The sequence below is a fragment of the Xanthomonas sp. CFBP 8151 genome (assembly GCF_011761885.1).
GTDB lineage: Bacteria > Pseudomonadota > Gammaproteobacteria > Xanthomonadales > Xanthomonadaceae > Xanthomonas > Xanthomonas arboricola_B.
Genome location: NZ_JAASQZ010000002.1, coordinates 673,874 through 699,269, shown reverse-complemented (window position 1 = coordinate 699,269; position 25,396 = coordinate 673,874). Strand labels below are relative to the sequence as shown.

Annotated in this window: 21 protein-coding genes and 1 pseudogene; 11 read left to right on the top strand and 11 right to left on the bottom strand. The window is 64.9% G+C overall.

Going from position 1 to position 25,396, the window contains the following annotated elements; genetic code table 11:
• Nucleotides 1–16: 16 nt before the first annotated feature.
• The 5 genes from FHT08_RS10910 to FHT08_RS10890 all read left to right on the top strand — a co-directional run bounded on the left by FHT08_RS10910 (nucleotide 17) and on the right by FHT08_RS10890 (nucleotide 7,488).
• Nucleotides 17–610 carry a hypothetical protein gene (locus FHT08_RS10910; RefSeq protein WP_166775086.1) on the top strand — a complete coding sequence of 198 codons (594 nt, stop codon included), beginning with the start codon at nucleotides 17–19 and terminating at the stop codon, nucleotides 608–610.
• Between the two features lie 622 nt (nucleotides 611–1,232).
• Complete coding sequence (locus FHT08_RS10905) at nucleotides 1,233–1,805, top strand: RNA polymerase sigma factor (RefSeq protein ID WP_243849010.1); 573 nt, start codon at nucleotides 1,233–1,235, stop codon at nucleotides 1,803–1,805.
• 94 nt (nucleotides 1,806–1,899) lie between these two features.
• Nucleotides 1,900–2,223, top strand: coding sequence for a DUF4880 domain-containing protein (locus FHT08_RS10900; protein WP_166775085.1), 324 nt, complete (start codon nucleotides 1,900–1,902; stop codon nucleotides 2,221–2,223).
• A gap of 672 nt (nucleotides 2,224–2,895) precedes the next feature.
• Nucleotides 2,896–5,343: a TonB-dependent receptor gene (locus FHT08_RS10895; RefSeq protein WP_166775084.1), complete on the top strand. Its 2,448-nt coding sequence runs from the start codon at nucleotides 2,896–2,898 to the stop codon at nucleotides 5,341–5,343.
• 69 nt (nucleotides 5,344–5,412) lie between these two features.
• Complete coding sequence (locus FHT08_RS10890) at nucleotides 5,413–7,488, top strand: Atxe2 family lasso peptide isopeptidase (protein ID WP_343204144.1); 2,076 nt, start codon at nucleotides 5,413–5,415, stop codon at nucleotides 7,486–7,488.
• Nucleotides 7,489–7,558: 70 nt separating this feature from the next.
• On the opposite strand, the gene FHT08_RS10885 is transcribed toward FHT08_RS10890, so the two are convergent.
• The 7 genes from FHT08_RS10885 to FHT08_RS10855 all read right to left on the bottom strand — a co-directional run bounded on the left by FHT08_RS10885 (nucleotide 7,559) and on the right by FHT08_RS10855 (nucleotide 14,338).
• Complete coding sequence (locus FHT08_RS10885) at nucleotides 7,559–9,292, bottom strand: lasso peptide isopeptide bond-forming cyclase (RefSeq protein WP_166775083.1); 1,734 nt, start codon at nucleotides 9,290–9,292, stop codon at nucleotides 7,559–7,561.
• On the bottom strand, nucleotides 9,292–9,966 hold the full coding sequence (locus tag FHT08_RS10880) for a lasso peptide biosynthesis B2 protein (RefSeq protein WP_166775082.1): 675 nt from the start codon (nucleotides 9,964–9,966) through the stop codon (nucleotides 9,292–9,294). The genes FHT08_RS10885 and FHT08_RS10880 overlap by 1 nt, the downstream gene beginning before the upstream one ends.
• A 110-nt stretch (nucleotides 9,967–10,076) precedes the next feature.
• The gene (locus FHT08_RS10875) at nucleotides 10,077–10,223 is read right to left on the bottom strand and encodes a benenodin family lasso peptide (RefSeq protein ID WP_006452333.1); all 147 of its coding nucleotides are present in this window, start codon (nucleotides 10,221–10,223) and stop codon (nucleotides 10,077–10,079) included.
• Between the two features lie 48 nt (nucleotides 10,224–10,271).
• Nucleotides 10,272–10,412 (bottom strand): lasso peptide xanthomonin 1, encoded by a 141-nt coding sequence (locus tag FHT08_RS10870; RefSeq protein ID WP_104538648.1) that lies wholly within the window; start codon nucleotides 10,410–10,412, stop codon nucleotides 10,272–10,274.
• 246 nt (nucleotides 10,413–10,658) lie between these two features.
• The gene (locus FHT08_RS10865; RefSeq protein WP_208409033.1) at nucleotides 10,659–11,300 is read right to left on the bottom strand and encodes a GntR family transcriptional regulator; all 642 of its coding nucleotides are present in this window, start codon (nucleotides 11,298–11,300) and stop codon (nucleotides 10,659–10,661) included.
• A 291-nt stretch (nucleotides 11,301–11,591) separates the two neighbouring features.
• Nucleotides 11,592–12,617, bottom strand: coding sequence for an alpha/beta hydrolase (locus tag FHT08_RS10860; protein WP_166775081.1), 1,026 nt, complete (start codon nucleotides 12,615–12,617; stop codon nucleotides 11,592–11,594).
• Between the two features lie 134 nt (nucleotides 12,618–12,751).
• Nucleotides 12,752–14,338: an SDR family oxidoreductase gene (locus tag FHT08_RS10855; RefSeq protein WP_166775080.1), complete on the bottom strand. Its 1,587-nt coding sequence runs from the start codon at nucleotides 14,336–14,338 to the stop codon at nucleotides 12,752–12,754.
• A 419-nt stretch (nucleotides 14,339–14,757) separates the two neighbouring features.
• Here FHT08_RS10855 and FHT08_RS10850 point away from each other — a divergent pair, with 419 nt between their 5' ends.
• The 4 genes from FHT08_RS10850 (at nucleotide 14,758) to FHT08_RS19995 (ending at nucleotide 18,606) form a co-directional block, all read left to right on the top strand.
• The gene (locus FHT08_RS10850) at nucleotides 14,758–15,537 is read left to right on the top strand and encodes an SPFH domain-containing protein (protein ID WP_166775454.1); all 780 of its coding nucleotides are present in this window, start codon (nucleotides 14,758–14,760) and stop codon (nucleotides 15,535–15,537) included.
• Between the two features lie 173 nt (nucleotides 15,538–15,710).
• Nucleotides 15,711–16,685, top strand: a complete 975-nt coding sequence (locus FHT08_RS10845) for a glutathione S-transferase family protein (protein ID WP_166775079.1) — start codon at nucleotides 15,711–15,713, stop codon at nucleotides 16,683–16,685.
• Nucleotides 16,686–16,776: 91 nt separating this feature from the next.
• Nucleotides 16,777–17,172: a VOC family protein gene (locus FHT08_RS10840; RefSeq protein ID WP_166775078.1), complete on the top strand. Its 396-nt coding sequence runs from the start codon at nucleotides 16,777–16,779 to the stop codon at nucleotides 17,170–17,172.
• 264 nt (nucleotides 17,173–17,436) lie between these two features.
• On the top strand, nucleotides 17,437–18,606 hold the full coding sequence (locus tag FHT08_RS19995) for a hypothetical protein (RefSeq protein WP_243849009.1): 1,170 nt from the start codon (nucleotides 17,437–17,439) through the stop codon (nucleotides 18,604–18,606).
• A gap of 280 nt (nucleotides 18,607–18,886) precedes the next feature.
• Here the strand turns inward: FHT08_RS19995 and FHT08_RS10830 are convergent, their stop codons facing one another.
• From FHT08_RS10830 to FHT08_RS10820, 3 genes and pseudogenes are all read right to left on the bottom strand, one after another.
• Nucleotides 18,887–19,348, bottom strand: a complete 462-nt coding sequence (locus FHT08_RS10830) for a DUF4126 family protein (RefSeq protein ID WP_047126121.1) — start codon at nucleotides 19,346–19,348, stop codon at nucleotides 18,887–18,889.
• Between the two features lie 216 nt (nucleotides 19,349–19,564).
• A pseudogene (locus FHT08_RS10825) lies at nucleotides 19,565–19,705 on the bottom strand (alpha/beta hydrolase); the annotation flags it as partial.
• 45 nt (nucleotides 19,706–19,750) lie between these two features.
• The gene (locus tag FHT08_RS10820) at nucleotides 19,751–20,374 is read right to left on the bottom strand and encodes a YiiX/YebB-like N1pC/P60 family cysteine hydrolase (RefSeq protein WP_166775077.1); all 624 of its coding nucleotides are present in this window, start codon (nucleotides 20,372–20,374) and stop codon (nucleotides 19,751–19,753) included.
• Between the two features lie 148 nt (nucleotides 20,375–20,522).
• Here FHT08_RS10820 and FHT08_RS10815 point away from each other — a divergent pair, with 148 nt between their 5' ends.
• Nucleotides 20,523–20,858, top strand: a complete 336-nt coding sequence (locus FHT08_RS10815) for a DUF3817 domain-containing protein (RefSeq protein WP_166775076.1) — start codon at nucleotides 20,523–20,525, stop codon at nucleotides 20,856–20,858.
• A 480-nt stretch (nucleotides 20,859–21,338) separates the two neighbouring features.
• A complete protein-coding gene (locus FHT08_RS10810; RefSeq protein ID WP_104538643.1) occupies nucleotides 21,339–22,514 on the top strand; it encodes an HBL/NHE enterotoxin family protein in 1,176 nt (391 codons plus the stop codon).
• A gap of 320 nt (nucleotides 22,515–22,834) precedes the next feature.
• On the opposite strand, the gene FHT08_RS10805 is transcribed toward FHT08_RS10810, so the two are convergent.
• The gene (locus FHT08_RS10805) at nucleotides 22,835–25,159 is read right to left on the bottom strand and encodes a S9 family peptidase (RefSeq protein ID WP_166775075.1); all 2,325 of its coding nucleotides are present in this window, start codon (nucleotides 25,157–25,159) and stop codon (nucleotides 22,835–22,837) included.
• Between the last annotated feature and the right edge of the window lie 237 nt (nucleotides 25,160–25,396).

The following is a 25,396-nucleotide window of genomic DNA, read 5'->3' as shown; positions in this document are numbered from 1 at the left end:
AACGGAGGACGGGGACATGATCTTTTTCTCGGCGCATGTGACTGACCCGGCGAGCGGCGCCGCATGCGGTAGGGGATGCGCGGTGAGCCTGTTAGTGTCGATGGCGGTCTGTCTGATTCTTGCGGCGCCTGTTTCCGGCACTCCGGTCTTTCAGCAGGCTGTTGTAGCATCCGGAAGCAGAGCGCAGCCGGAAGCGCCTGATGTAATGAGGCGACTTAGGCGAGACATAGACCGCTTGCTCATCACGGACTTCAAGGATATTGCGGCGCTTGATTCTTTACTGACGACAAAACTCGGCCCCATCCAGTCACGAGATGGGGTGGCTGTACGCGGCGGTAGCAATGGTCTGTTGGCAGGCATCGCCGTGCGTAATATCGAGCTGCGGGGTGCGCAAGAAGATCGATCACGAACAACTCTGGTGATAGAGGTCTGGCCGTCCCGCGTTCTTTTCGATGATGCGGCCTGGGCAGATGCCCTCCCGTATCCGCCTCACCCAGATGCGCCCGGCTCCAGGGCTTACAGGCTGCTGCAGGTCGGTACGACGCGAGTTGTCATTGGTCTAACCGAAGACCAGCTGCACGTGAGTTACATCACCATCAGCAAGACTTGATTCAACCGGTGCAGTCAGGTTGTCTGCAGGATGGATGAGGCGTATGTGGTCAATTCACTGGAGGACAGCTGCGTCACGCCGTCCGATCGCATCTTGATCAAGAAGAAGTATCCGGGCGCTCACGGGCCCGTCGAGTTTCAAAAGGCGGCACATAGAAGCTGAGTAGTGGTCGACATTGCAGAGACGCATGCGCATTCGTGAGGTGAGCACACGCATTGGTCTAGTGCACGCTTCGTAGCAAGCGGCGTATCCGTTATCTGCAACTGCTAAAGCGTGCCGCCTCGCTGTTTGCATAGAGTGCGCGGGAAAAGCGTGGCAACCGGGCGATGCCGCGCTCCGCTGCGCGTGCAGCGATCTAGTGTCGAGCGCGTGGTGGTCATGCCCCAGGCTGACTAACGCGCAAAACGTAGGGGGTTAGCATCGCTTGCCGTCATAGAGGAAGAGGTGGGGCTGCGGTTCGGGGTGCGGTGCCCACCACCCACTCTCCCTCTTTTGGCTGCACTGCTCATGTTCAGATCCACTTGCACGGCCCTTGCGCGCGCGTTGCGCTGGTGCGTCGTGTCGCAAGATGCGTGGGGAAGTTGGTGGGCAGCGGCACTTGGCCGAAGGCGCGGCGATCACGATGAGCTCGCGTGACGGGCCGCCTGCGGCGCGCGGCCAGCTGTCGCTCGGGGACAGGGAGCGCCTGCGTGCCGAGTTCGACCAGGCACTGGCCGCACTGCATCCTGAGCTGTTGGTGTACCTGCGCCGCCGTACGCGCGATGCCGAAACCGCTGCAGACCTGGCGCAGGAGACCTTCTCGCGGATGATGGTGTACCGCGATGCGCCCAACATCGGCGACCGCCGGCTGCTGATGTATCGCATCGCGCACAATCTGGTGATCGAGCTGCGGCGCTCGCGTCAGCGGCGGCTGGCGGCGCAGCACGTGTCGCTGGATCAGGTGGCGCCGATCAGGGCCGACGAGGCCGGCGTGGACGAGATCGCCGATGCGCGCCAGACGCTCGATGTGCTGCTCAAGCGCACCTTGCTCGAACTGCCGCCGAAGTGCCGGCTTGCGTTCAAGCTCAGCCGGTTCGACGGGCTCACCTATCCGCAGATCGCCGCGACGATGGGGATTTCCACCAAGATGGTGGAGAAGCACATCAGCCGTGCGCTACTGGCGTGCCGTGCGGCCGTGGGGAAATTGCCGCAGTAACCGGGCTGCAAGGCTGCTGGCTGGCGCCGCCGGAAGATGCTGGTAGCATCGTGTACGAGGGCGCAGGCAGACGGCCCGTCGGGAGTGACCAGCCATGCGTGCAGAGTCCGGGCGCATCCACGCGCAGGCGGCCGCCTATCTCGTTCGACGCGGCAGCGAGACTGCTGCAGAGCGCGCTGCGCGTGAGGCATGGCTGGCTGCCGATCCGCGCCACTGTGTGGCCTACCAGCAGTTGCTCGACGTGGACGAACACGCGTCGGCGGTGCTGGATGATGCCGAGTTGCAGGCCGCTACTGCACGCGATCTGGAACTGCTGACGTCGCGCTCTGGCCGGCGGCGTCGCTGGCCCTGGCTGGTGCTGGCAGCGATGCTGGTTGCCGCAATTGGCTATGCGGTGCATCACCTGCTGAGGCAGTAGCGCGCACTCCGCACTCCGCACTTCGTGTTGCATAGACCGTTGGATGTGCGCGCTGTTGCAGCGCTGCCTGCATGTTGCAGACATCGTTGGTAGGGCATTGCGCTTGTGCAACGTCACTTGTTGTCGGGGGACGCAATGGCGATGGTGCCGCGCCCAGGACGCGAAGGATGCACATGCAAGCACGACGGGCAGTATCGGGGAGCAGTGCCGGTTTGGATCATGCACGCAGCAGACTGGATTGGCGGTTGTCTCGCTGGTGTCGCTGCACAACCTTGGGGCGCAGCAACGCACGGCCACGCAAGGCGTGCAAACCCCTGCAGGTCACGTCGATGCGCAGCGCGGTGATGCGCTTGTGCACGTGGCCACGGCAAGGCGCGCACGGGTGGTGGCGATGCGGGTGTAGCGCGTCGGACGCGTAGCAGGGGGTAGGAGCAGGGCAACTGCGGACACAGCGATGACGTGTCGGGCCCGGATGGGTACCGAGCCACTTTGCGTGCGCGATGGTTGCCAGAAAATCAAACAGTTAGCGATACTGGTCACTGCCTGCCGCGTTGCGGTGCCCGTGTTTCAGCAGTCGGGTGCAGGACCGATCTTGCTCAGCTGACGATGCGCGCCGGGTCGCCCCGGCGTGCGCCGCCGGCGGGCCAACCCAGGCAAGCCAAAGGATGCAGCATGAAGACACGCACGTTACGCAACGCCATTTCCCTCGCCCTGCTAGCCGCGGCGAGCGGGGCGGCAGGTGCGGTGGGGGCACAGGCCGCGACAGCGCAGGTGGCGACGCAACCTCCGGCAGCGGCGCAGAAAACGCCGGCAGCCGTAGCACCGGACGCCGGCGAGCCGCCCAGGCCCGGCTCGCCGGAGGCTGCGGTTGCGGCGGGCCCGCCGGCGCCAACCGCCACGACCGAGTTGGAGTCCATCGAAGTCACCGGCACGCGCATCAAGGGCGGTGCCGTTCCGTCGCCGGTGATTTCGATCAGCGCGGCGCGTATCCAGGAAGAGGATTTCAGCGATCTGGGCGAGGTAATCCGCAGCGTGCCGCAGAACTTTTCCGGCGGGCAGAACCCGGGCGTGCTGAGCGGCAATCTGGCCGGGGCCGGCAATGCGAACCAGAACATGACCGGCGGCGCGAGCCTCAACCTGCGCGGGCTGGGCGCCGATGCCACGCTCACCCTGCTCAATGGGCGCCGGCTGGCCTATGGCGGATTCACCCAGGCGGTGGACCTCAGCGCGATCCCGGTGGAGGCAGTGGAGCGGCTGGAGATCGTGGCCGACGGTGCGTCGGCAATCTATGGGTCGGACGCGGTGGGTGGCGTCGGTAATGTGATCCTCAAGCGCGACTACGACGGGGTGAGCGTTGGCACGCGCTTCGGGCGGGCCACGCAAGGCGGGCTCACCTCGCGGCAATATAACGTTACTGCAGGCACCACCTGGCGCAGTGGTGGGGTGATCGCGACCTATCAGGACGTGTCCGCTGACCCCATCTACAGCCATCAGCGTGGTTACACCGCACAGCTGGTGGACCCGTCCACGCTGTATCCGGGCAGCGACCTGCGCAGCGGGCTGCTGAGTGCCTACCAGGCGCTGGGCGACAACGCCGAATTGCGCCTGGATGCGTTACGCACTGAACGCGACCAACTGCACTTCTACGCTGTCAGTGGCCGCAACAGCCGGGTCACTCCGACCACCACCAGCCTGCTGCTGTCGCCAAGCCTTGCGCTGTGGTTGCCCAACGACTGGACGCTGACATTGGGCGCCACCGACGGCAACAGCAAGCACGATCAATACCGCCAGGAAACGGCGCTGGCCAGCGGTGCGGTGAGCGTGACCGACCTGTGCTACTGCAACGACAGCCGCAGTTACGAGCTGGGCGCCGAGGGGCCGCTGTTCGCGCTGCCGGCAGGCGATGCGCGCCTGGCCACCGGGGTGGGGTATCGCAGCAACACGTTCCGTAACGTCGACCACGTCAGTGGCGTGGAGACGATCGACGGCAGCGAAAGCGCGCGCTTCGCCTATGCGGAGCTGAACCTGCCGGTGGTGGGCCCGGCGCAGGGCGTGCCTGGTGTGCAGCGGCTGACGCTGACAGCGGCGGTACGCGGGGAGGACTACAGCAGCTTCGGCGGGGTGACAACGCCCAAGTTCGGTGTGCTGTATGCGCCTGGCAGCGATGTGACGCTCAAGGCCTCGTGGGGCAAGTCGTTCAAGGCGCCGACGCTGTTCGAGCGCAACTACGCGCAGGAGGTGTGGCTGTTCCAGCCGGGCGCGTTCGGCGGGGTGGGCTTTCCTGCCGGCACGACGGTGCTGGTGGCCGATGGCGGCAACCAGGATCTGCAGCCGGAGCGCGCCATCACCCGCTCGGTCTCGCTGGCCTGGCACCCCGAGGCGCTGGATGGCCTGGAGGCGGAGCTGACCTGGTTCGGGGTGGACTACAGCAACCGTGTGCTGCAGCCGATCACCAATGCCAGCCAGGCCTTGCGCAACCCGATCTACGCGCCCTTCGTGGACCGCACGCCGACGCCGCAGGCGCAGGCCGATGTGATCGCGCTCGCCAGCCGGTTCTCCAACTTTGCCGGCGTCGCCTACGACCCGAGCCGGGTGGCGGCAATCATCTACACGCAGTACGCCAACGTGGCGCAGCAGGACATCGAGGGTCTGGACCTGAGCGGTAGCTACCAGGTGGCGTTGGCGCGCGGCACGCTGACCCTGCGCGGCTCGGCGAGCTGGCTGGACAGCACGCAGCAGACATTGCCCACGCAACCGGCGTTCGATCTGGCCGGCACGCTGTTCAACCCGCCCAAGCTGAGCAGCCGCGTGGGTGCGGTGTGGAAGCAGGGCGGGCTCACTGCCTCGCTGTTCGGCAACTACCGCGGCGGGGTGCGCAACCGCGCCGATGGGGTGGAGTCGGCGTCATTCACCACATTCGATATCGCGTTGCGCTACGCCACCGGCACACGCCGCGGTGCGTGGGCCGGGCTGGAGTTCGGCGCGTCGGTGGACAACGTCTTCGATCGCGATCCGCCGTTGTATTGGGTGACCTCGCCACTGTACGTGGCGCCGTACGACTCCACCAACTATTCGGCGATTGGCCGCTTCGTGAGCGTGTCGGTGTCCAAGCACTGGTGATGTGTGGGCTGCCTGCTGCAGCCGCTGTACTGGCGATGGGCCTTGAGCGTTGCCGAGAGGAGTGTGTGCGTGAGGAATCACAAACCATGGCGCCTGCTGCTTGCAGGCGTGCTGATGGCGGCCGGTGCGTGCGTGGGCCACGCGCAAACGGTGTCGCCCCAACGATTGCTGGAAGTGGTGGATATCGGTAGCCCCACGCTGTCGCCGGATGGCCGCAGTGTGGCCTTTCGCACCGAGCAGGCAGCGGTGCAGCGCAACACCTACGACAGCGTCTGGTATGTGCAGGGCCTGCAGGATGCTGCGCCCAGACGCGTTGCCGATGGCGGCGTGCCGTTGCGGGACTCGGCTGGCGGGTCCTTGCCTGCAAAGGTGCTGTGGTCGCCGGATGGCCGCTGGCTGTACTACCGCGCATTGATCGAGGGCGTGATCGCGGTGTGGCGCGCGGCAGCGGACGGTTCCGGCGCGCAAGCGGTGACCCACGATGCGGCCGACGTGCAGGAGTTTTCGCTGGACGCGGATGGGCGGGTGCTGCGTTACCGCGTCGGTGCCACGCGCGCGCAGGTCATGGCGGCCGAACAGGACGAGTATGCGCAGGGCATCCGGATCGACGAGACGGTGCCGCTCGGGCAAGGCCTGTTCCGCTCGGGCAATGTGCAAGGACGGCTGGCGACGCAACGCTTCGGCACGGTGTGGTTCGATCGCACCGGGTTGTCGGCGGATGTGCCGGAGCACTGGCTGGCGCTGGATCTGGCGACGGCAACCACGCGGCCACTCGCCGCTGCGCCGGTGCCCGCGCAGGAATCGCCCGTCAGTACGCACGGTGTCGACGGTGACGTGTGGCAATCCGTGCCTGCGCCCGGTGGGGCGGTGGCGGTGCTGTCGCGTGTGGGCGATGGCAACGGCCAGCTACTCCGTCCGCAGGTGGCGCTGTCAGTCGTGCCCGGCGCACATGCGCGCAAGGCCGTGCGCTGCACGGCGGCGGCCTGCGTGGGCAAGGCAATCAGTGCAGTGCAGTGGCGCCCGGGGAGTGCGGAGGTGCTTTTCACCATCACCGATCCTGCATTGGGCCTGGCGCAATCCATTCAGCGCTGGAATCCGGCCACCGGGCAGGTGCGGTTGGTGGTGCAGGGGCGCGGTTTGATCAACGGCGGACGGGATCCGGCGGCACGCTGCGGTGCCTCGGCCGTTGCGCTGGTGTGCGTGACAGCCGAAGCCGATCGCCCGCCGCGTCTGGAACGTCTCGGCCTGGACGATGGCGCGCGGCAGGTGCTGTTCGATCCCAACGCGGAGCTTGCGGCGGACATGGCGCGTGCAACGCCTGCGCGGCTGTTGCAGTGGAGCGATGCACGCGGGCGGCGATACAGCGGGCAGTTCTTCGCGGCACACGGTACCGGCGCGGGCAAGCTGCCGTTGTTCGTCACCTACTACAGCTGCCCGGGCTTCGTGCGCGGTGGCGTGGGCGATGAGTGGCCGCTGGCCACGTTGGCGCAAGTAGGCATCGCAGCGTTGTGCATCAATCAGCTACCCGGCTACACCATGGATGCGCTGGAACGGCACGGCGAAGGGCTGGCGGCGGTGGAAAGTGCGGTGGCGTTGTTGTCGTCGCAGGCCGGCATCGATCGCACGCGGGTGGGCATGGGGGGGCTGAGTTTCGGCGGTGCGGTGACCCTGTGGACGGCCACCGAGTCGAACCTGCTGGCGGCCGCTTCGGTGGCCAACCCGGTGGTGTCGCCGTCGTACTACCTGTTCGGCAGCATGAAGGGCGAGCCCTTCCTCAAGGGGCTGCGCGACATGTGGGGCCTGGGTGCACCGGAGCAGACGCCCGAGCGCTGGAAGGCGCTGTCGCCGGCGTTCAAGCTGGAGCGGATTCGCGCACCCATCCTGTTCCAGCATTCCGAGCAGGAGTATCTGTACGCGCTGGATTACCTGATTCCCCTGCTGCGTGCGCAACGCGCCGAGTTGTACGTGTTTGCGAACGAGCCGCACCAGAAGTTCCAGCCGCAGCACAAGTTGGCCGTGTATGCGCGCAACGTCGATTGGTTCCGCTTCTGGTTGCAGGACTATCAGGACGCTGCGCCGGAAAAGGCCGCGCAGTACGCGCGCTGGCGCGCAATCAAGGCGGCACTGCCGGCGCGTGGCCACTAGTGTGCGTGGTGCAGTTTCCGTGTGGCACGTTGGCACGCCGACGGCACGCATCTACGCAGTGCAGGCAATGTCAGCGCTGATGACGAACCCAGTTCTCGACCGCACACAGCTCGAAGATGCGCATGACGCTGTGGTCGCCGTCGGCCAGTGTGTGGTCGAAATGGTGGCGCAGGGCATCGGCGTCCAGCAGCCCCTGGCCTGCAAGCCGACCCTGCAGCAGATAATCGCGGATCTGCTGCCTGCCCTGACGATAGACCGCGCCGGAGTAGTTCATGAAGGTGCCTTTGCTGCGGCGATGCAGGATCTGCGCAGGCAGCACATCAGCAAACGCATCGCGTGCGACGGCGCGATTGCGGCCGCCAGCGATCCACATCCAGCTCGGCACTGTCAGGCAGGCTTCCACCACCGGTTGCGACAGCAGCGGCATACGCAGGTGCCACGACGCACTGCGCGCCAGCCCATCGCGGAACACCTGGGTGCCGGCCAGATCGACGATACGTTCGCGGTCACCGGGCAGGCTGTCGGGCGGGGCATCGAACCAGGGATGCGATTGCAATGGAACCGCAGCCTGCGTGCTTGGCAGGAACGATCGCTCCGGCTTGCGCGGCGGCCCGGCCTTGGCGAGGAGTTTTTTGATCGTCAACCTGCCTGCTTTCCAGAGCGTGCACTGGTGCAGTTCGGCAAGCGCATGGACTGCGCTGAAGCCGGCGCGCAGGCCGCCTGCACGGAAGGCGTCTGCGGCGGGCGCGGCGGATCTGGTGTTGCAGAACACGGTGTCGCCGCCGCCGCCGGAAAAGAAACTGGTGATGGCCAGCTGCGTGCCGACCGCTTCTTTCAGCGCATTGGAGGCATGCTGCAGAAACCAGGTACTGGGCGCGACCGCATGTGCCGGCGGTGCGAAATCGACCGGTGCAGCGTCGAATCCCAGGGTGCGCACGATCAGCTCGGTGCCCAACAGATCGCTCATCTGCCGGGCATAGTGCCGCTCGTCGGCGCCAGGCACCGGCGTGACCAGATTGCAGCATGCCACGCGCGCGGTAGTGTCTTTCAGGCATGCGGCGAGGATGGAAGAGTCCAGGCCACCAGACAGTTCCAGCAGCACGGACGCATCGGTCCGCGCCCAACACGTGACGCTGGAGGCCACCGCCTGACGCAACTGTGCCTGTGCGTCGAGTGGGTTGTAGCGGCGCTGAGGTGCTGCGACGAAATCCCAGGGGTTCCAGACTTGCTCGATACTGCTGCGGTTGGACTGCAGACACAGCTGGCTGCCCGGCAGCAATTCGCGCACGCCGACAAGCCCGGTGCGCTCGGTCTTGAGGTGCGGGTAGTGCAGATGATGGGCGATGGAGTCCCAGTCGATCTCACGCGCGTACACACCCGCATGCGTGGCGATCGAGATATCCGAAGTGATGAAGCCATGCGGCAGCGCGTAGACGCATGCCACGCCGCCGGAAGGCTCGCGCATGACGGTGACAGTGCCCGGATCCGCGTGCGGTGCATGCAACAGCAGGTACTCGCCCCAGTGCGTATCGATCAGGTGTCGCGTGCGCTGTGCTGCGGACAACGCATGCAGCGATGCGCCGTCCACCAAGCGGGCGTTGTCGCGCCGCGAAAAGACATGGCCGATCAGTGCGCCACCACCAGGGACGGCAAGCACGGGCGTGTCGTCCGATGCATACAGATCGATGTGCCCAGCGCGTTGCCGTAGGTGTAAGCCGATCTGTCGAAGCGACGCATCGACACTGGCGCGATCGCCATCGCGGTGTGCCTGCGCATGGTTGAGCAAGGCGATGTAGCGGTACATCACACCACCCGGATGGGGGTATGCGCGTGGACGTTGCCGACCGTGTCGTTCAAGACCAGATCGCCTGTCTGTACCCAGCAATGGGCCGAAAACGGATCGAGCGCGACCCCGAACACAACCTGGGCGTCGAACTGGCGCCTGTGCAGGAATCTTGCCAATGCGACCGAATCGAGCAGGCAGCGCATCTCCACCGGCACCCACACGCGGGAGCGCCGGAAGACGGCTGCCGCATCGGTGAGCCGTTGCTCGAGTCCGGCAAGCGAGCATTGCTGCATCCCCCGACGCTGTGCTCCAGCGGAGAGGCTGCCAAGTACCCTGCCAAGCGGGGTGCGCTTCAATGCCAGGCGTGTGGACAGCACAAGTGCCAGCACTTCGAGCGTTTCAAACAACTGTGGTCGCCGCGCTGGTATGGGCATTTCCATCGCGCTACGCGCAACAGGCATGACGGGAAGCTGCGGGCCGGCGGTCGCTTGCGACCGTTCCACCAGCAGGCCCCGTTCGACAAGGTCGTTGATCTCCAGGTCCGGCACCGGGTCTTGCGCCAGGTAGGCGAGCAGGGCGTGCTCCAGTGCCTGGGGCAGACGGAAGTAGCGGTCGTTGCCGACATCCAGAAACACCAGGCGCTGGCCAATGCGGCAGAACGATAGGTCGTCGCGCAATGTGTAGCGGTGCATGGCGCTGTCCTTGAGAGAGAAGGGGCGCACCGTTGCAGTGCGCCCCGTGGCCTGGGAAGTTGCCCGTCGGCATGTACAGCCCAGCGGCGACTGCCGCGCGTTGGCAATGCCTAGTCCTGGCTGATGCCCAGCGTGGTGATGCCACCCATTTCTTCGCCTGCCAATGGCCCGCCCTGTGTGTCCAGGCTTGCGACGCCGAGCACGATGAGATCCTGATCCAACGCCGTGGTACGAGCGTCGTTGTTGCTGGTATCCATGGTCTCTACTCCTGGTGGGAGAGGCGTGCACATAGGCACGCCCCGGGTTCACTCTTCGGAAATGCCAGGCACATTGAAGCCGCCGATCTCTTCGCCAGCCAGCGGGCCGCCTTTGGTGTCGGTGCTGGCGACGCCAAGCACCGTGATCTCGCTGGACGCATCGCTGTAGGTGGTGTCATTGATGTTCATCGCTGTCTCCTGGTTGCGTCATGGGGATCCATGACGCAGACAAGGTAAAAGGCGGGCTTATTGATTTTCAAATGATTAAGTCGTAACACCGTCATAATTAAATGCACTGTGTGACCGCCATCGAAGATGGCTGTGGAAACCTGGCCGGTGGCGTCGCATCGCACCTTTCACGCCACATCAGGCACACGTTGCCGGCAGTGCGCAAGCACAGCATGCAGGTCCCGCAATGTGCTGCGCTGACGACACTCAGTCGCCGAAGCTGGAAGCCTGATTGATGCGCTCATTCATAATCGCCACGATGCGCGGCACGGCCTGGATGCGGCGTACGTGATAGGCATGCAACGCTGTTTGCAACGTCGCAAGGTCGCGCCGCTGCCAGTGCAGCGTGAGCTCTGCCAGTTCTTCTTCGAGGGAGTCGAGCAGGCCATGTTTGGCGCGTCGCACCGGTGCCAGCCGGTCGTTGGCCTGCCTGACGGCATGATGCAGCGACCAATGCGCAGTGGCGTGGGCAATGGCGTCGAAGAGCTTCCAGGTTTGCTTGACCACGTCCGCAGGCGCGGTGGTGGGTTCCAACTGGCCAGGGGCATGCGGCGTCGATGCAACGCCGATATCGCAAGCCATCCGCAACAGGCGGTCCATCCAGTCGTAAAGATCCCGCAGCGCGACCTCGGTGAGCAGCGGTACCTGCAAGCCAAAGCGTGCGTGATCGATGACCAGACCTTCGCCGACCAGGCGATACAGGGCAAAGCGCACCGGCGTGGGGCTGATCTTGAACTCGGTAGCCAGCTTTGCCGGGTCGATGCGCTGACCGGGCGGATACTGCCCGGATTGCAATGCGCGCCTGACCTGCGCATAGGCAACTGCACGTTTGGAGTGGATTTCACTCATGACGAACTCCTTGTCTGACCGCGACGCCTCCCTGGCTGGATCGTACATGCAATGGCTGCGGCAGGAGCTGCTGCGGTAGTCCTTTTTAGTCCCAGGCTTGTCACATCGTGCCGCGTACGAGGCAGGCTTCGAGCCAATACCTGTCCCGGCAGTAATAGTTTTAAGAACGTACAAATTGAGGCCAGAAAAAACACAAGGGCCGCCTGGTATGCCAGGCGGCCCTCGTCTTTGTACGTTATCTGTCCCTGCTATCGCGGGGCATAACGGTCGTGCCAAAACATTGTGCCCTGCTTAGCGAAACGACTCGCGTAGCCGCTTGCCTGCGTACTCCTGCGCTGCCTTCGCCTTGGCAACCACTGCTGCACAGCCGAAGAACTCGTGCGTCACGCCGGTGTAGACCTCACGCTTGACCGGTACGTTGGCGTCCTTGAGTGCGTCTTCCAGCTTGGCGCCGTCGCTGCGCAGCGGGTCGATGGTGGCGTTGATGATTGTCACCGGTGCCAGGCCGTGCAGGTTGGCATTGACCAGGTCCAGACGCGTATCCGCCTTGTCGGCGTCGCTGCGGATCAGGTGCCCCACGAACCATTCGATCATGGCCTTGTTCAGGGGCTTGGCGATGGCGTTTTCGATGTAGGACTCGGTGTGCAGGCTGCCGGTCTGCCCAACCGGGTAGACCGCCAGGATATGCGTCGGTGCCTGCAGCCCCTTGTCGCGCGCGGCTACCGCCGTGGCGATGGCCAGGTTGCCGCCGGCGCTCTCGCCGGCCAGGGCAACGCGCTGCGGGTTGCCGCCGATGCTTGCCGCGTTTGCCAGCACCCATTCGTAGGCGGCAAGCGCGTCGTCCCAGGCGGCGGGAAACTTGTGTTCGGGCGCCTGGCGATAGTCGACCGAGACCACAATGGCGCCGGTTTCCTTGGCCAGCCCGCGCGCGCCGCCGTCATAGACTTCGGCATTGGCGATCACCCAGCCACCGCCGTGGAAATAGACGATGACCGGCAGTGCGGTACCGCCCTGCGGGGTATAGACGAAGGCCGGAAGATTGCCGGCGGGCGTTTCCAGGCTGTGGGAGGTGCGCTTGACGCCGGGCACCAGCACTTCCGGGTCGGCGGACTTGCCTTGGTCATGCAGGAGCTTCTTGACCGCATCGGCGATGGTCGGCTGCTGCCGGGCTTCGGCTGGCGTCAGCTTTTCGATGGCCTTGGGTTCGAGCGCATCGTGCGCCTGGGCCAGGTCGTGCATGTCGTCATCGGTACGGATGGCGCCGATGACGTTGGAGATGGTGTCGATGATCGGATTGGGCTTGCCGTGCTCTGTCATGTGTGCGCCTCGGTTGATTGACCCCGACGCTAGCGGTGGCACAGTCAATGGGGCGACAAGGGAGCTCGGCCATTCTGCACATGGCGGCAACATTTGCGGTAGACGCCGGTGCAGGCGCCTGGCGCTGAAAGCCCTTACCAATCCGTCGGCGCATAGTCCTTAAGGAACTGTCCCCACACATGCTCGCCGGTGTTGGCGCCGTGGATGATCGGGTCGACGATGCGCGCGGCGCCGTCGACGATATCCAGCGGCGGGTGGAAGCGTTCCTGCTGGACCTTGAGCGCGGCGATGTCCGCCGGATCCTCGTCGGTGACCCAGCCGGTGTCGACGCTGTTCATGTGGATACCGTCGTTTTGATAATCGGCCGCCGAGGTGCGCGTCATCATGTTCAACGCGGCCTTGGCCATGTTGGTATGCGGATGCCGGGTGGTCTTGAAGTTGCGGTAGAACTGCCCTTCCATCGCCGAGACGTTGACGATGTGCTTGTCGCGCTCGGGCGTGCGCAGCATCAGCGGCTTCAGCCGCGCGTTGATGATGAAGGGCGCGATGGCATTGACCAGCTGGGTCTCCAGCAGCTCCACCGAGGGCACTTCGTCCAGCAGCAGGCGCCAGGAGTTGCGCCCGCGCAGATCCACCTGCTGCAGGTCCTGGTCCAGCCGTCCTTCCGGGAACAGGTGCTGCTGGCCAACCAGCTCGTCGTCCAGCAGCGCCACCTGCGACAGCTCGGCGGCGCGGGTGAGGCCGTCGGCGCCGTCCAGGCCGCGGCCATGCACCGCCGGCAGCGCCATCGCCGAGGCATCGCGCAGCGGTTCGGGCGTGCGCAGGCCCTCGTAATGGCCGACCAGGTTGCGTACGGTTTCGGGCAACTCGTGCAGCGCGGCGGTTTCGCCGGCCATCATGTGCGCGTAGAACTGCGGCGGGCGGCGCACGGTCTGGCAGGCGTTGTTGATGATGAAGTCCAGGCGGTCGCGGGTGGCCAGCAGCTGGCTGCAGAACGCTTCCACGCTGGGGGTGTGGCGCAGATCCAGGCCGAACACCTGCAGGCGATGGCCCCATTGGCTGAAGTCCGGCTCCTGCGCATACCGCGCGGCCGAATCGCGCGGGAAACGTGTGGTGACGATCAGTTCCGCACCGGCGCGCAGCAGCTTCAGGCCGGCCTGATAGCCGATCTTGACCCGTCCGCCGGTCAGCAGCGCCACGCGTCCGCGCAGGTCGGCGGTTTCGGTGCGCTTGAAGAAATTGAGCTCGGCGCAGGCCGGGCACATCTGGTCGTAGAAGTGATGCAGCTGGGTGAACTTCTGCTTGCACACGTAGCAGTGGCGCAACTCCGGCGAATGCGTGGGCTCCGGTGCGGCAGTGGCGTTGTGGCCGTTGTGCGCGTCGTGCAGGCCGGCGGCATGCGGCGGGAAGAAGTTCGGCGTGCTGAACACCGGTTTGCGCCGCAGTGCGCGGATGCCGCGCTGCTCGAGCAGCGCCTCGGCCTTGCGCACCTTCTCCTGGTGCCGCTCGCGCTCGCGCTGCTTGAGCAACTGCCGCCGCGCCTTCGGCTCGGGGTGATAGACCCTGGCCACCACCTGGTGCAGCCGCACGCGGTCGGCCTCGGGCAGCGTGTCGAGCACGCTGCGGTCGGCCTCGATGGCCTCCAGCAGGTCCAGCGCCGCGCGCAGGCGGTCGGTCAGGGGCAGGTCGTCGGCGGGCAGGGGCGGGGCGTTGGTGTTCAAGATGGATCCGGAAAAGAGCGGCAGAAGGCGAAGCGCATGCAGCGGGCGGCGCGGTGGACACGATGGATGGCGGCCAGCGGCCGCGCTGGCCAGGACCGCTGCCGCCGCAGGCCGGAGCGTCCGGACCGCGGCCATTTTCGCCGATCCTTGGGTGCGCGCGCCAATGACAGGGCTGGACGGGTTGCGGCGGTGAGGGCGTCGCTGCTGCGGATGCAGCCAATTGTTGCGCAGGGCGTGCGCCAGGTTCAGCTCTCAGCACACGGCTGGAAGGCCTGTGTGCACGTGTTTGCATGCAGCGGCGTGTTGCCGTCCGTCATGCGGGAGTCCAGGGTGCGATCGCATCCCGGATTGGATAATCTTTCCCAATACCGGAGGGGCCTCACGCCCGTCCATTCAAGGGGACATCAATGAAGAATTCCATGCTGGCTTTCGGGCTGGCCGGCTTGCTCTGTGCGTGTACGGTGGTCTCGCCTGACCCTGGTCAACAGGCTGTGCTGGTGGATAAGCCCCTGTTCTTCGGCAAGGGGGGCATCCGCCTGGACGATGTGCGCGATCCCGGGCGCACGTACACCTGGATGACCACCTCTGCCTCGTATGTGGATGTCACCCCGCAAACCGTGCAGGTGGCGTTCGACGATTTCTCCTCCAGCGACAATATCCTGTTGGACTTCTCGACCCAGATCCAGTACCGGATCACCGCGCCGGCCTTGCTGCTGTCCGGGTTTGGGCAGGACTGGTTCAAGAACAATGTCGCCAGCCAGTACGCTTCCATCGTGCGCGATCAGGTCAAGCGCTATGACATGACCAAGATGATGAGCGACCCGGATACCGCCAGGAAAATCGACGAGTCGGTCACCCAGAACGTCAGTGCGCTGGTCAAGCAACAAGGCTTGCCGATCCAGATCCAGAACATCACCCTCGGCCGTGCGCGCCCCAACCCGGACGTGTTGCAGCAGATGAACCTCACCGCTGCGCAGCAACAGCGCGTCAAGACGCTGGTCGAGGCGACGACCGCAGAGCGGCAGCGCGAGCAGGAACAGGTCGCCAAGGCCGATGCCGATAATGCATACCGCAACCGCATGGGCCTGACGCCCGAGCAGTACCTGGCCAGCCAGATCGCCGAACTCAATGCCGATGCCTGCAGAAAAGCGCAGGCCTGCTACATGGTGCCTTCCGGTACGTCGGTGATTGCCAGGTAGCGTGCGCTGCCGTCCGGCTGCACGGCGGGGCCATCGTTGCCTGGCAATGGTTGGTTGTCGGTCTGCAGGCGCTGCTGGCTGCTCGCGTCCACTCACGCCAGCAAGGCCGCTCACGCACTCTCCAGACCGGCTGGGCTAGGGTTGCTGCCTACTGTTGTAGCGGAGAAGGCAGCATGGGCCTGTTGGTCGACGGCAAGTGGCAGGACAGTTGGTACGACACCGACAAGAGCGGTGGGCGTTTCGAGCGCTCGCAATCGCAGTTCCGCAACTGGGTGACGCGCGACGGCAGCCCCGGCCCGCACGGGGAGGGTGGCTTCCAGGCCGCTCCCGGGCGCTATCACCTGTATGTGTCGCTGGCCTGCCCGTGGGCGCATCGCACGCTGATCTTCCGGCGCCTGAAAGGTCTGGAGTCGATGATCGACGTGTCGGTGGTGCACTGGCTGATGGGCAAGCAGGGCTGGACGTTTGCGCCAGGGCCGGGCGTGGTGGGCGATGCGCTCTACCAGGCGCAGCATCTGTACGAGGTCTATCTGAAGGCGGATCCGCAGTATTCCGGGCGCGTGACCGTGCCGGTGCTATGGGATCGCGAGCGCAATACGGTGGTCAGCAACGAGTCGGCCGACATCATCCGCATGTTCAATAGCGCCTTCGACGAAGTCGGTGCTGCGGCTGGCGATTTCTATCCGGCGCCGCTGCGCGAGCAGATCGATGCGATCAATGCGCGCGTGTACGACACCGTCAACAATGGCGTGTACAAGGCGGGCTTTGCCACCACGCAGGCTGCGTACGAAGAGGCGGTACTGCCGTTATTCGAGAGCCTGGATTGGCTCGATGCGCGCCTTGGCCGGCAGCGCTACCTGTGCGGCGACCGGCTCACCGAAGCGGACTGGCGCCTGTTCACCACGCTAGTGCGTTTCGATGCGGTGTATGTCGGCCATTTCAAATGCAATCTGCGGCGCATTGCCGACTATTCGCAGTTGTCCGGCTACCTGCGCGAGCTGTATCAGATGCCCGGTATCGCAGACACGGTGAACTTCCAGCACATCAAGCATCACTATTACCAGAGTCACGACATGATCAACCCCACCGGCATCGTGCCGCTGGGGCCGGTGCTGGATCTGCAGGCACCGCATGGGCGTGGCGGCTGATGCGGCTGTCCGCCGGACGCTGCCGCGCTTACCTACGCTACTGCGTGGCTTGCACTAAGCTGTGTGCCTTCGATACGAACAGGAGCGGGGCGTGCTGAATCATGTGATGGTGGGATCGAACGATATTGCGCGATCCAGGCAGTTCTACGACGCAGTACTGGGCGGCGTCCTCGGTGCCGCCGAACCGTTGGTCAACCCTGCCGGCTCAGGCCATGTGCGCCTGTTCTATCGCCATGCCGGCAGCACCTTCGCCGTCAGCGAACCGATCGACGATGCGCCCGCGACCAGCGGTAACGGCGCCACCGTGGGCTTCAGCTGCAGCTCGCCAGAGCAGGTGCAGGCCTTCCACGATGCTGCGGTGGCGGCAGGTGGCGTGTCCATCGAGGATCCGCCGGGCTTGCGTGAGAGCCGCATGGGGCCGGTCTGGCTGGCCTACGTGCGCGACCCCGATGGCAACAAGCTCTGTGCGATCTATCGGCCTGCGTAGGCTGTGATGCCCGCGCTGCGCCTGCATGGCACCGCGCCTCAAGCAGATCTGCCCGCGTTGCTGCGGGGAATGATGGATCGCTGGTCGCCTTGGTAGCGTGGCCAGCAACACGCATGAAGCAGCAACACGGGGCCTCGACGCCGGCCGCGCGGAACCATGAGTTTGCAGGCAACCAGTCACAGGCCCCTGACGCTGGTCTGGCCGATCAGCGGTCCTCCCATTTGCAACACGCCACGACAGGCGCGCAAACCCACCGAGCAACCCGTGTTCATGCAGGAAACATTAGCCAAGGAGCCATCGTTCTTCCGGGTGCTGTACCGGTTCGTCACCGATGTTCTTGGCTGTGCGCTGCCTTTTGTCATTCCCCTCTTGCTGCCGTTCGGGCTTGCGTGGGCATATCTGCTCGCTGCAATGCTGGGGCAATGGGTGGAGAACAAGCTGCGCGGCAACGTGGACGTGCTCTGGATCTGGTGGCTGGGCGCGTGCGTCGGCGTCAGCGTTGCACTGGGTCAGCGCGCAGAGACGGTGGTCAGCGGCCTCCTGGTCGGCGCTGGATCCTTGGTGGGGTTGTTGCTTGTCGGCAGGGCGTGGGAAAAGATCGCCGGTCTGACACTCGTACGTGACGACCCTGGCCCTGCGCTGACGCGTATCGACGGCGTGGAACGCCCACGCGGCAGGGGGGCGATGGAGTCTGCGCCGACAACCCCGGAAGGTGAGCCTCTGCGCATCATCGGCTGTCATGAGCCCCGCAACAGTGCGCCGCTGCAGTACGACTACCTGTTTCCTGATGGGAGTGTCGTGTTGGGGGTAGGAACGTCTACCGCCTACTCCCCTGATGGCCGCTACTTCATCTCGCCGATGCCGACCACCGGCCAGTGGGGGCTGCTGATCTACGATCGCCATGCGCACTGTGTTTATCGCTGCCACAAGGTCGAAACATTCGTCCAGATTCATGCAGTGACGCGGACGCATGTCCATGGCTGGGGCAGTCGTGTCGACAAGCATGGCCGCATGCTGTCTGCAGGCATCGCGGACTTGCTTGCACACTCGCAGGCCGACCCCATGGTCGAGATCGCGGATCTTCGGCTGCCGCAAAGTTTCCTCGTGCATGCCAGCCAAAGGCGGCTTGCGGAGCGCCCGCAGTTGCCGGACGGAGGGCCGGCGCTTGAACTGGTGGCGTATCTTCCTGAGCGCCTGCAGGCATTGTCGGACCCGCTCGAACCGTTGGTGGCGCCATGGTCTGAAGTCATCGTCGATGGCCAGCCCAGTGGATTGCTCGTTTCGCAGCGCCAGCCAGAACCGGTGTGGCACGACGACACCAGGACGCTCGTCTGCATTGCCCGGCGCAAGGGAGGCGACCAGCCGCCAACGGCCTGGTCATGGAATGCGCAACAGGGATGGCGCGCGGTGCCCGACAATCCCGTTCCGCCTTGATCGGGACAAGGCCGAATCAGGCGTATCACCGCAATAGATGGCGTGCAAAGCCTGGTGTGCGCAAAGCAACAGACAGTCCGTGCCAGGATGCATTTACGGACTGAGCGGCCACGTCAGTATGCCGGCGCGAGACAAGCGCGGCCGACACCCGGGACCCTGCGCGACATGCATAACCGTTGGCTTCCTGCACGCCGTCCGCACGCGCCTGACACCGGCTTGCTACCTCTTGCTCGCTATTTGCTTGCTGGCGACTCCAGGCGCAAGACAACTGGAGGTCGCGTCAGTGCTTTGCCGCATCGCGCATGATCAACGTTGCCGCGCCCACCGTGATCGCGTCCTCGACCACGCCGGTGCCGGTCTGGCCGTAGCGTTCGATCGCGCGCATGCGCAGGTTGAAGGTGAGGTAAGCGGCCGCAACCGCCGTGCTCGCACCCAGTAGGGCGGCGACCCCGCGCTGATGGCGCGGCGCCAGCGCCGCGCCAACGATGACGCCGGTGGCGATGCGGGCGATCATGCCGGGCAGCACGATGCGGTCGGGCGCAGTCTTCATCTTGTCGCCTGCCAGCTCGCCGCCGGCAAGCGCAAGCATGCCGGCCGATGCGAGTGGATTGGCGAGAAGCTTCGGGGCGCCGTTGTCGGCAGGAAGCTTGCCGGTGCGGGCTGCATTGGTGACCGCAGCCAACGGCGTCATCGAGCGCATGCCGGCGACGGCGCCCATCAGGATGGAATGAATCAAAGCCATGTACACCTCTGCATGTGCTCAACAATCGCAGGCGGAATGCGCTGCGTGCGGCACGCTGTATGGATATGCACACACTAGGGGGGTGTGTGTATGGGCGTTGGCAAGAGCTTGTGCATGCCGTGCATTGGCGGCGCCCGCACGGCACTGGATGTGCTTGCGATGCGCTGCCTGAAATGTATCGGCTTGCGCCGCGTAACCAGGCGCGCGGCATTGCACTCAGGGAGCCTTGATGCCCAACAGGAACTTCAGCCCATGGGTGATGCCGCGCGGCGCGACACTCGGGTGATCTTCGTCGTTGAGCACCTCCAGCTCCAGCCGCAGCGACGGATACTGTCTCGCGCGCAGCGTCTGTACTAGCTTACTGGCGAAGCAGGCGCCTGTTGTCGCCGGCATTCCCGCGCATCACTTCAAACGGCCGACATACGCCAGCACGGGAGCGGCCGCCATATCGTTCGGGTTGGTGCCCGGCAGGCCTTGCGGTACGTCCATGCCCTTGCTGCGGTAAAAGTCGGTCCAGTACTGCGAGATCTTGCCGGTCTGCAGGTTCTTGAAGTTCATCGGTTGCAGGGCGAAGACGTGCTGTGCGCGGAACGCGCGTTCGATGAAGTCCGAGCAGTAGTAGCTGTTGTCGTCCTGCACGTAGGTGGTGTTGTAAGGCTTGCCGAGCATGCGCTGCGCCTGCGCGATGGCGCCGGGGATCGCACTGCGGTGTTCTGCGGCCAGCCGGTACACATGGACCTGCCGATGCTTGGCGTTGGCCTCTTCGACAAATGCCTGCAGCGGCTGCTGCCGCGAGCCTTGTTCGTCTGAGTGCAGCAGCACCTGTCCGGTAGCGTCATGGGCGAGCAGTGCCACATGATCGAAGCTGGGGGCATCCTGCCTGGCGGTGGCATCGTCGATGGCGCCGCTCAGGCCGGTGCGGGCGGCGGTGACGAACAGCAGGTCGCCGTCCTGTAGCTGTACGGCGATGGAGGTTGCGGGCAGCAGTGCCAGTGCAAGCACGGCGAGCAGGAGAAGGGTGCGCATGGGGGGCGGCAGGGAGTGCAAGGGCCACCATTATCGCCAGGAACGGCGGCGGGCGGCGGGCACGCGATGCCCGCTGTAAACTACAGCGGCCAGCGGGCGTCGCCGCCGCCATCGCGTCGCGGCAATCCCTGTCCGTCTGGAGTGTTGCATGCGTGCTTCTTCTGCGTTGTCGCCGATCGGCCGGCTGTTTGCCGTGGCCGCCTTTATCGAAGGGCTGACCTGGGCCGGGTTGTTGCTCGGCATGTTGCTCAAGTACGGCACGCATACCACCGAGCTTGTGGTGTGGGTGTTCGGGCGGCTGCATGGCGCGGCCTTCCTGTTCTATGTGGCGGTCAGCGTGCTTGCCGCACTGCGCCTGCGCTGGCCGTTGTGGGCGTGGGCGCTGAGCCTGCTGGCCGCGTTGCCGCCGCTGGTGACGGTGCCGCTGGAAATGTGGTTCCGGCGTATCGGTTTGTTGGGTGTGCCGACGCGAACTGCCGGCTGACCGCGTCGGGGTGAACCCCGATGCAGCGTGATCGCCATTGCAGTGGAAGTGATCGACCAGCGCATCCGCTGTTCATGGACGTCCCTGGCGATCGGCGTGGTAGAGCCTGCACCTGCCGGACGATGTGCCGGCTGAGACAAATCGACGGGTCGGTGCACATCCGTTAGGGGATGCTGGGTTCTCGGGCACTCGGTGCTTTCGCAGGTAGCACGGCAAAGTTCTTGAGAGCATCGATCACCGGTGCTGTCCCGTTGTGCCAGCAAACCGGCAGTCGCTGTGTGAATGGCAAGCGTTGATGGAGCGCCCAACGCGTCCGGGTTCGGGCATCGGTGGTCGCAATCGGGCATGGATCCAAGGTGGATGGATTCATTGGGCAGCACGCACGTGAGGTAAACAGAACGTCTGGTTCCGGGAGCCAGCGGTCCGGATCTAGCGGTGACATTCCTCGATTCATTGGTTGACAGCATCAGGAGACGATCCATGCAAGCGCAGAAGAAGCCGTTTTTCCCCTTTGCTCTGAGTTCGGCCCCGCAGGTGACCAGCATCGCGAGTGCGATCGGTACCTCGCGTGTACTGGCCGCCGTCTCCAACGATCCCTTGCCCATCGATCAGCAACTTGCAAACGCATTCAATGCCAATAATGCGGTCATGGCTTATGTCTTGGGCATCGGCAATACGCAGTTGCCGACGATCTCGCCTTCGCCCTCGTGGTACAGCACGTTCCAGACAGCGTTCAGCGATGCACAGATTCACGCCAATGGCTGGTATCCGATTGCGACCAATCTCGTCAGTATCCCCAACTCGATTGCGGGCTATGGCATTTCCTTCAATGTCAGCATGTCCACCATCAATTCCCTGGTGGCGGTGCTGCAGAACGATCCGACCAATGCCGCTGCGATTGCTGCGCTGAAGTCTCAGTTCGGCAGCATGATTTCCCAAATCACGTCCTATACGCAGAGCGCGGTGACTGTCCAGCAGTCCATCACTACATTCAGCAATAACCTGACCTCCGATGCGGCAGTGCTGTCGCAGGCAGTCGTTGACTCGACCAAGGAGCAGGCGGTGGATCAGGCCAAGATCGCTGCGTTCAAGGCCGATATCGCGTCGCTGCAGTCGGAAATCAGCCATTGGCAAACCGTCGAGACGGCATCCGCGATTGCTGCAGGTGTCGCCTTCTTTACCGGCGCGGTGATTGCAATTTTTTCGTTTGGGATCGGCTTGGCATTCGGGATCGTCGCCGCAGCAGCGCTGATCACGACGATGGTCATCGCATCGAATAAGATTCAGGCGCTGAAGAGCCAGGTAGAGGCCGACAACAGCAATATGAATGCTGTGACCCAGCAGGCGGCGAGCCTGGCGGTGCTGAATGACCAGGTCAATGGATTGATCACGCTTTCGCAAGCGGCCAGCACGCAGATTTCCCTGGTATTGCAAGTCTGGCAGGAGCTAGAGTCCGAGTTGAATACCGTGGTGACGGACTTGACCAACTGCAACGGAAACGTTACCAATTTGAACCTGCCGCAGCTTCAGTCCAATCTGAATTCCGCCAACCAGGATTGGCAGACCTTGGTGGGACTGTGCAATACAATTGCCTCGATCAAGTACAACCAGGCAACGCCCGCCACAGCGACGATTCCCGACCCCGCCACTGCCTGACGATCGGCATCGCATTGTTGGATGAGGTGGCTGCACTGCCGAGCCACGTGCATCGGGTCGTCATGGACGGGTGCGCATGTGGCCGGGCTGGCGGAGGCATGTGGATGTCCACACTCTTCCGTCAGCCCGCCATCTGAAGCGCGTCGGCGGCCAGCGATGTTCCGGTTGCCGGTGCACAGTCGTCGTCAGCAGGTTCCAGCAGTGTGGAAGCGTACAGCACCAGCACGTACGGCCAGCGCCACCCCGAGTGGCGCGGGTGGCGGTTCGTCGTCTGCACGGTGCTGCATTGGCGTCCTAAGGAACGATGCCGTGCACACCGCTCAGTTCTTGGGCATCGGCTTCATCTGGTAGTCGGCCGGTGGCGTTGCGCCGAGCAGGTGCTGCACGAAGTAGTCCCAGCGGCGGCGGCTGACATACGGGGTGAGCTCGCCATAGCCGTGCTTGGCGTTGGGCAGCATCAGCATGTCGAAGGTCTTGTTGGCCTTGATCAGGGCATCGGCCACCAGCAGGGTGAGATACGGCGGCACGTTGTCGTCGAGCGTGCCGTGCACCAGCATCAGCTTGCCCTTGAGTTTGCCGGCGTGGGTGGCGTTGGCCTGGTCGTCGTAGTTGGAGCTGCCGTCCTGGTTGACGATGTGCTCGCCGTGATACTTCTCGGCCCAGTCGTCCTCGTAGCCGCGGTTGTCGTGGTTGCCGCTTTCCGACCAGGCCACCTTGAAGAAATCCGGGTAGCGCAGCATCGCGGCGGTGGATGCATTGCCGCCGCCGGAGTGGCCCCAGATGCCGACGCGGCCCAGGTCGATCCACCGATAGCGCTGGCCCAGTTCCTTCAGGCCGGCCACCTGGTCGGGCAGGGTGTTGTCGCCCATGTTGGCGTACCAGGTGTCGTGGAAAGTCTTGGAGCGCCACGGTGTGCCCATGCCGTCGATGGCGACCACGATGAAGCCCAGCTCCGCCAGCGATTGATTGTCGCCATGGCCGGCAAGGAAACTGCGGCCGCGGACCGAGCCGGTTTGCGGGCCGGGATAAACGTAATCGATCACCGGGTACTTGCGCGCCGGGTCGAAGTTACTGGGCTTGAACATCAGGCCATACAGGGTGGTCTTGCCATCGCGCGCCTTGACCGTGATCGGCTCCGGCGGCACCCAGCCGGCCGCCTTGAGGCGGCTGATGTCGGCAGTGGCAATGGTGCTGACCGTGCGTCCATCGCCGGCATCGCGCAACAGCGTGACCGGCGGGGTGATCGAGGTGGAATAGGTATCGACAAAGCGCGCGCCATCGGGCGACAGCGCGATGCTGTGATCGGCGACTTCCGGCGTGAGCAGCACCGGCTCACCACCGTCCAGGCTCACCTTCCACAGCTGCTGGTAGTACGGGTCCACGCCCGGGCTGCGGCCGACGCCGACGAACCACGCGGTACGCGTCACCGGATCCACGCGCAGCAATTCGGTGACGTTGCCCTCGCCGCTGGTGATCGCGCGCTTGGGCTTGCCGGTGGCCAGGTCGTAGAGATACAGCTGGCCCCAGTCGCTGCGCTCGGAAAACCACACCGCCTCGTTGCTGCCGGGCAGGTACGCCCAGTTGGCGGCGACCTGGCCGCTTTCGTAATAGGTCTTGGCGGTTTCGTCGAAGGCGGTGCGCACGTCGCCGGTGGCGACATCGGCAATGCGCAACCAGGCCTGCTTGTGGAAGCGCGAGGTGGAGACGAAGGCCAGCGTCTTGCCGTCCGGCGCCCACTTCACATCGTCCCACAGGCCCGGCGAGCAGCTGACGTCGTCGCACAGGGTGGAGCGGTGCTGGTCGGGCGGCAGTTTCAGCCGCAGCAGGCTGCGCGTGGGTACGTCGATGACCACGCGCTCGATCATGGTCACATCCTTGTCGCCGGCCAGCGGGTATTTCCACGACTGCAGTTCCGGATGCCCGAGCTTGGTGCTGACCAGGTACATGTCGCCGGTCTTGCGCTGGTCGTGCTGGAAGGTGGCGATCTTGCGCGAGTCCGGCGACCACGCAACGATCGCGTTGTCGCTGTGCTGCCAGCCGGCGTTGTCGGTGGCATAGCCGAAGTTTTCCACACCGTCGCGGGTGAGCTGGGTCTCCTGGCCGCTGGCGAGATCGCGCACCCACAGGTTCCAGTTGCGGATGAAGGCTTCGCTGCGCTTGTCCGGCGACAGCACGCCCGGCTCGGCCTTGTCCTTTGCATACAGCGTGCTGCAGCGTGCGCGCGCATCGCAGACCACCGCGGTGTCGCGCACGTTGAGGCGGTAGCGGCCATCGGCGGTGCGCTTGACCACCGGGGCGAAGGTGTCGGCCTTGAGCGGCTTGTCGCCGGTCTTCAGCAGCGTATTGAGCGAGGCGACCAGCGCGGACTGCTTGAAGATCGGCGCGCTCTTGCCGGTGGCGGTGTCCAGCTGCAGCAGCCAGTTGCCCTTGGCATCGTGGTCGACATAGGCCACATGGGTGGCGTCCAGCCAGCCGATGCGCGTGGCGGTGTGGTCCACCAGCGGCTGCGCGGCGTAGTTGATCAGGCGCTCGGCACGGGCGTAATCGGCGGCGGTGACGGTGGGGGCTTGCGCAGCGGCGATGGCCGGCAAGGCGGCCAGGACGATGGCGGAAAACAGCTGCCGCATCGGCGACGGGGTGGGCATGTAGGACTCTCCAGGACGAAAGGAGCGCGCAACGCGGTCGGCGCGACCGCCCGATGCTACCCGCTGGGCCGGGGCGCTGCCTCTGCCGGAAGTCGTGCCGGTGACCAGGCGGTGCTATCTCGCCAATGCGGCAGATCCAGAACGCATAGATCCCCGCTTGGCGCGACCGGCGATGGTGCCCCCGCGCAGCGCGACCGGTCACGCGCTGCCCGCATGGCGCGGGTACAGCGCAGCGGT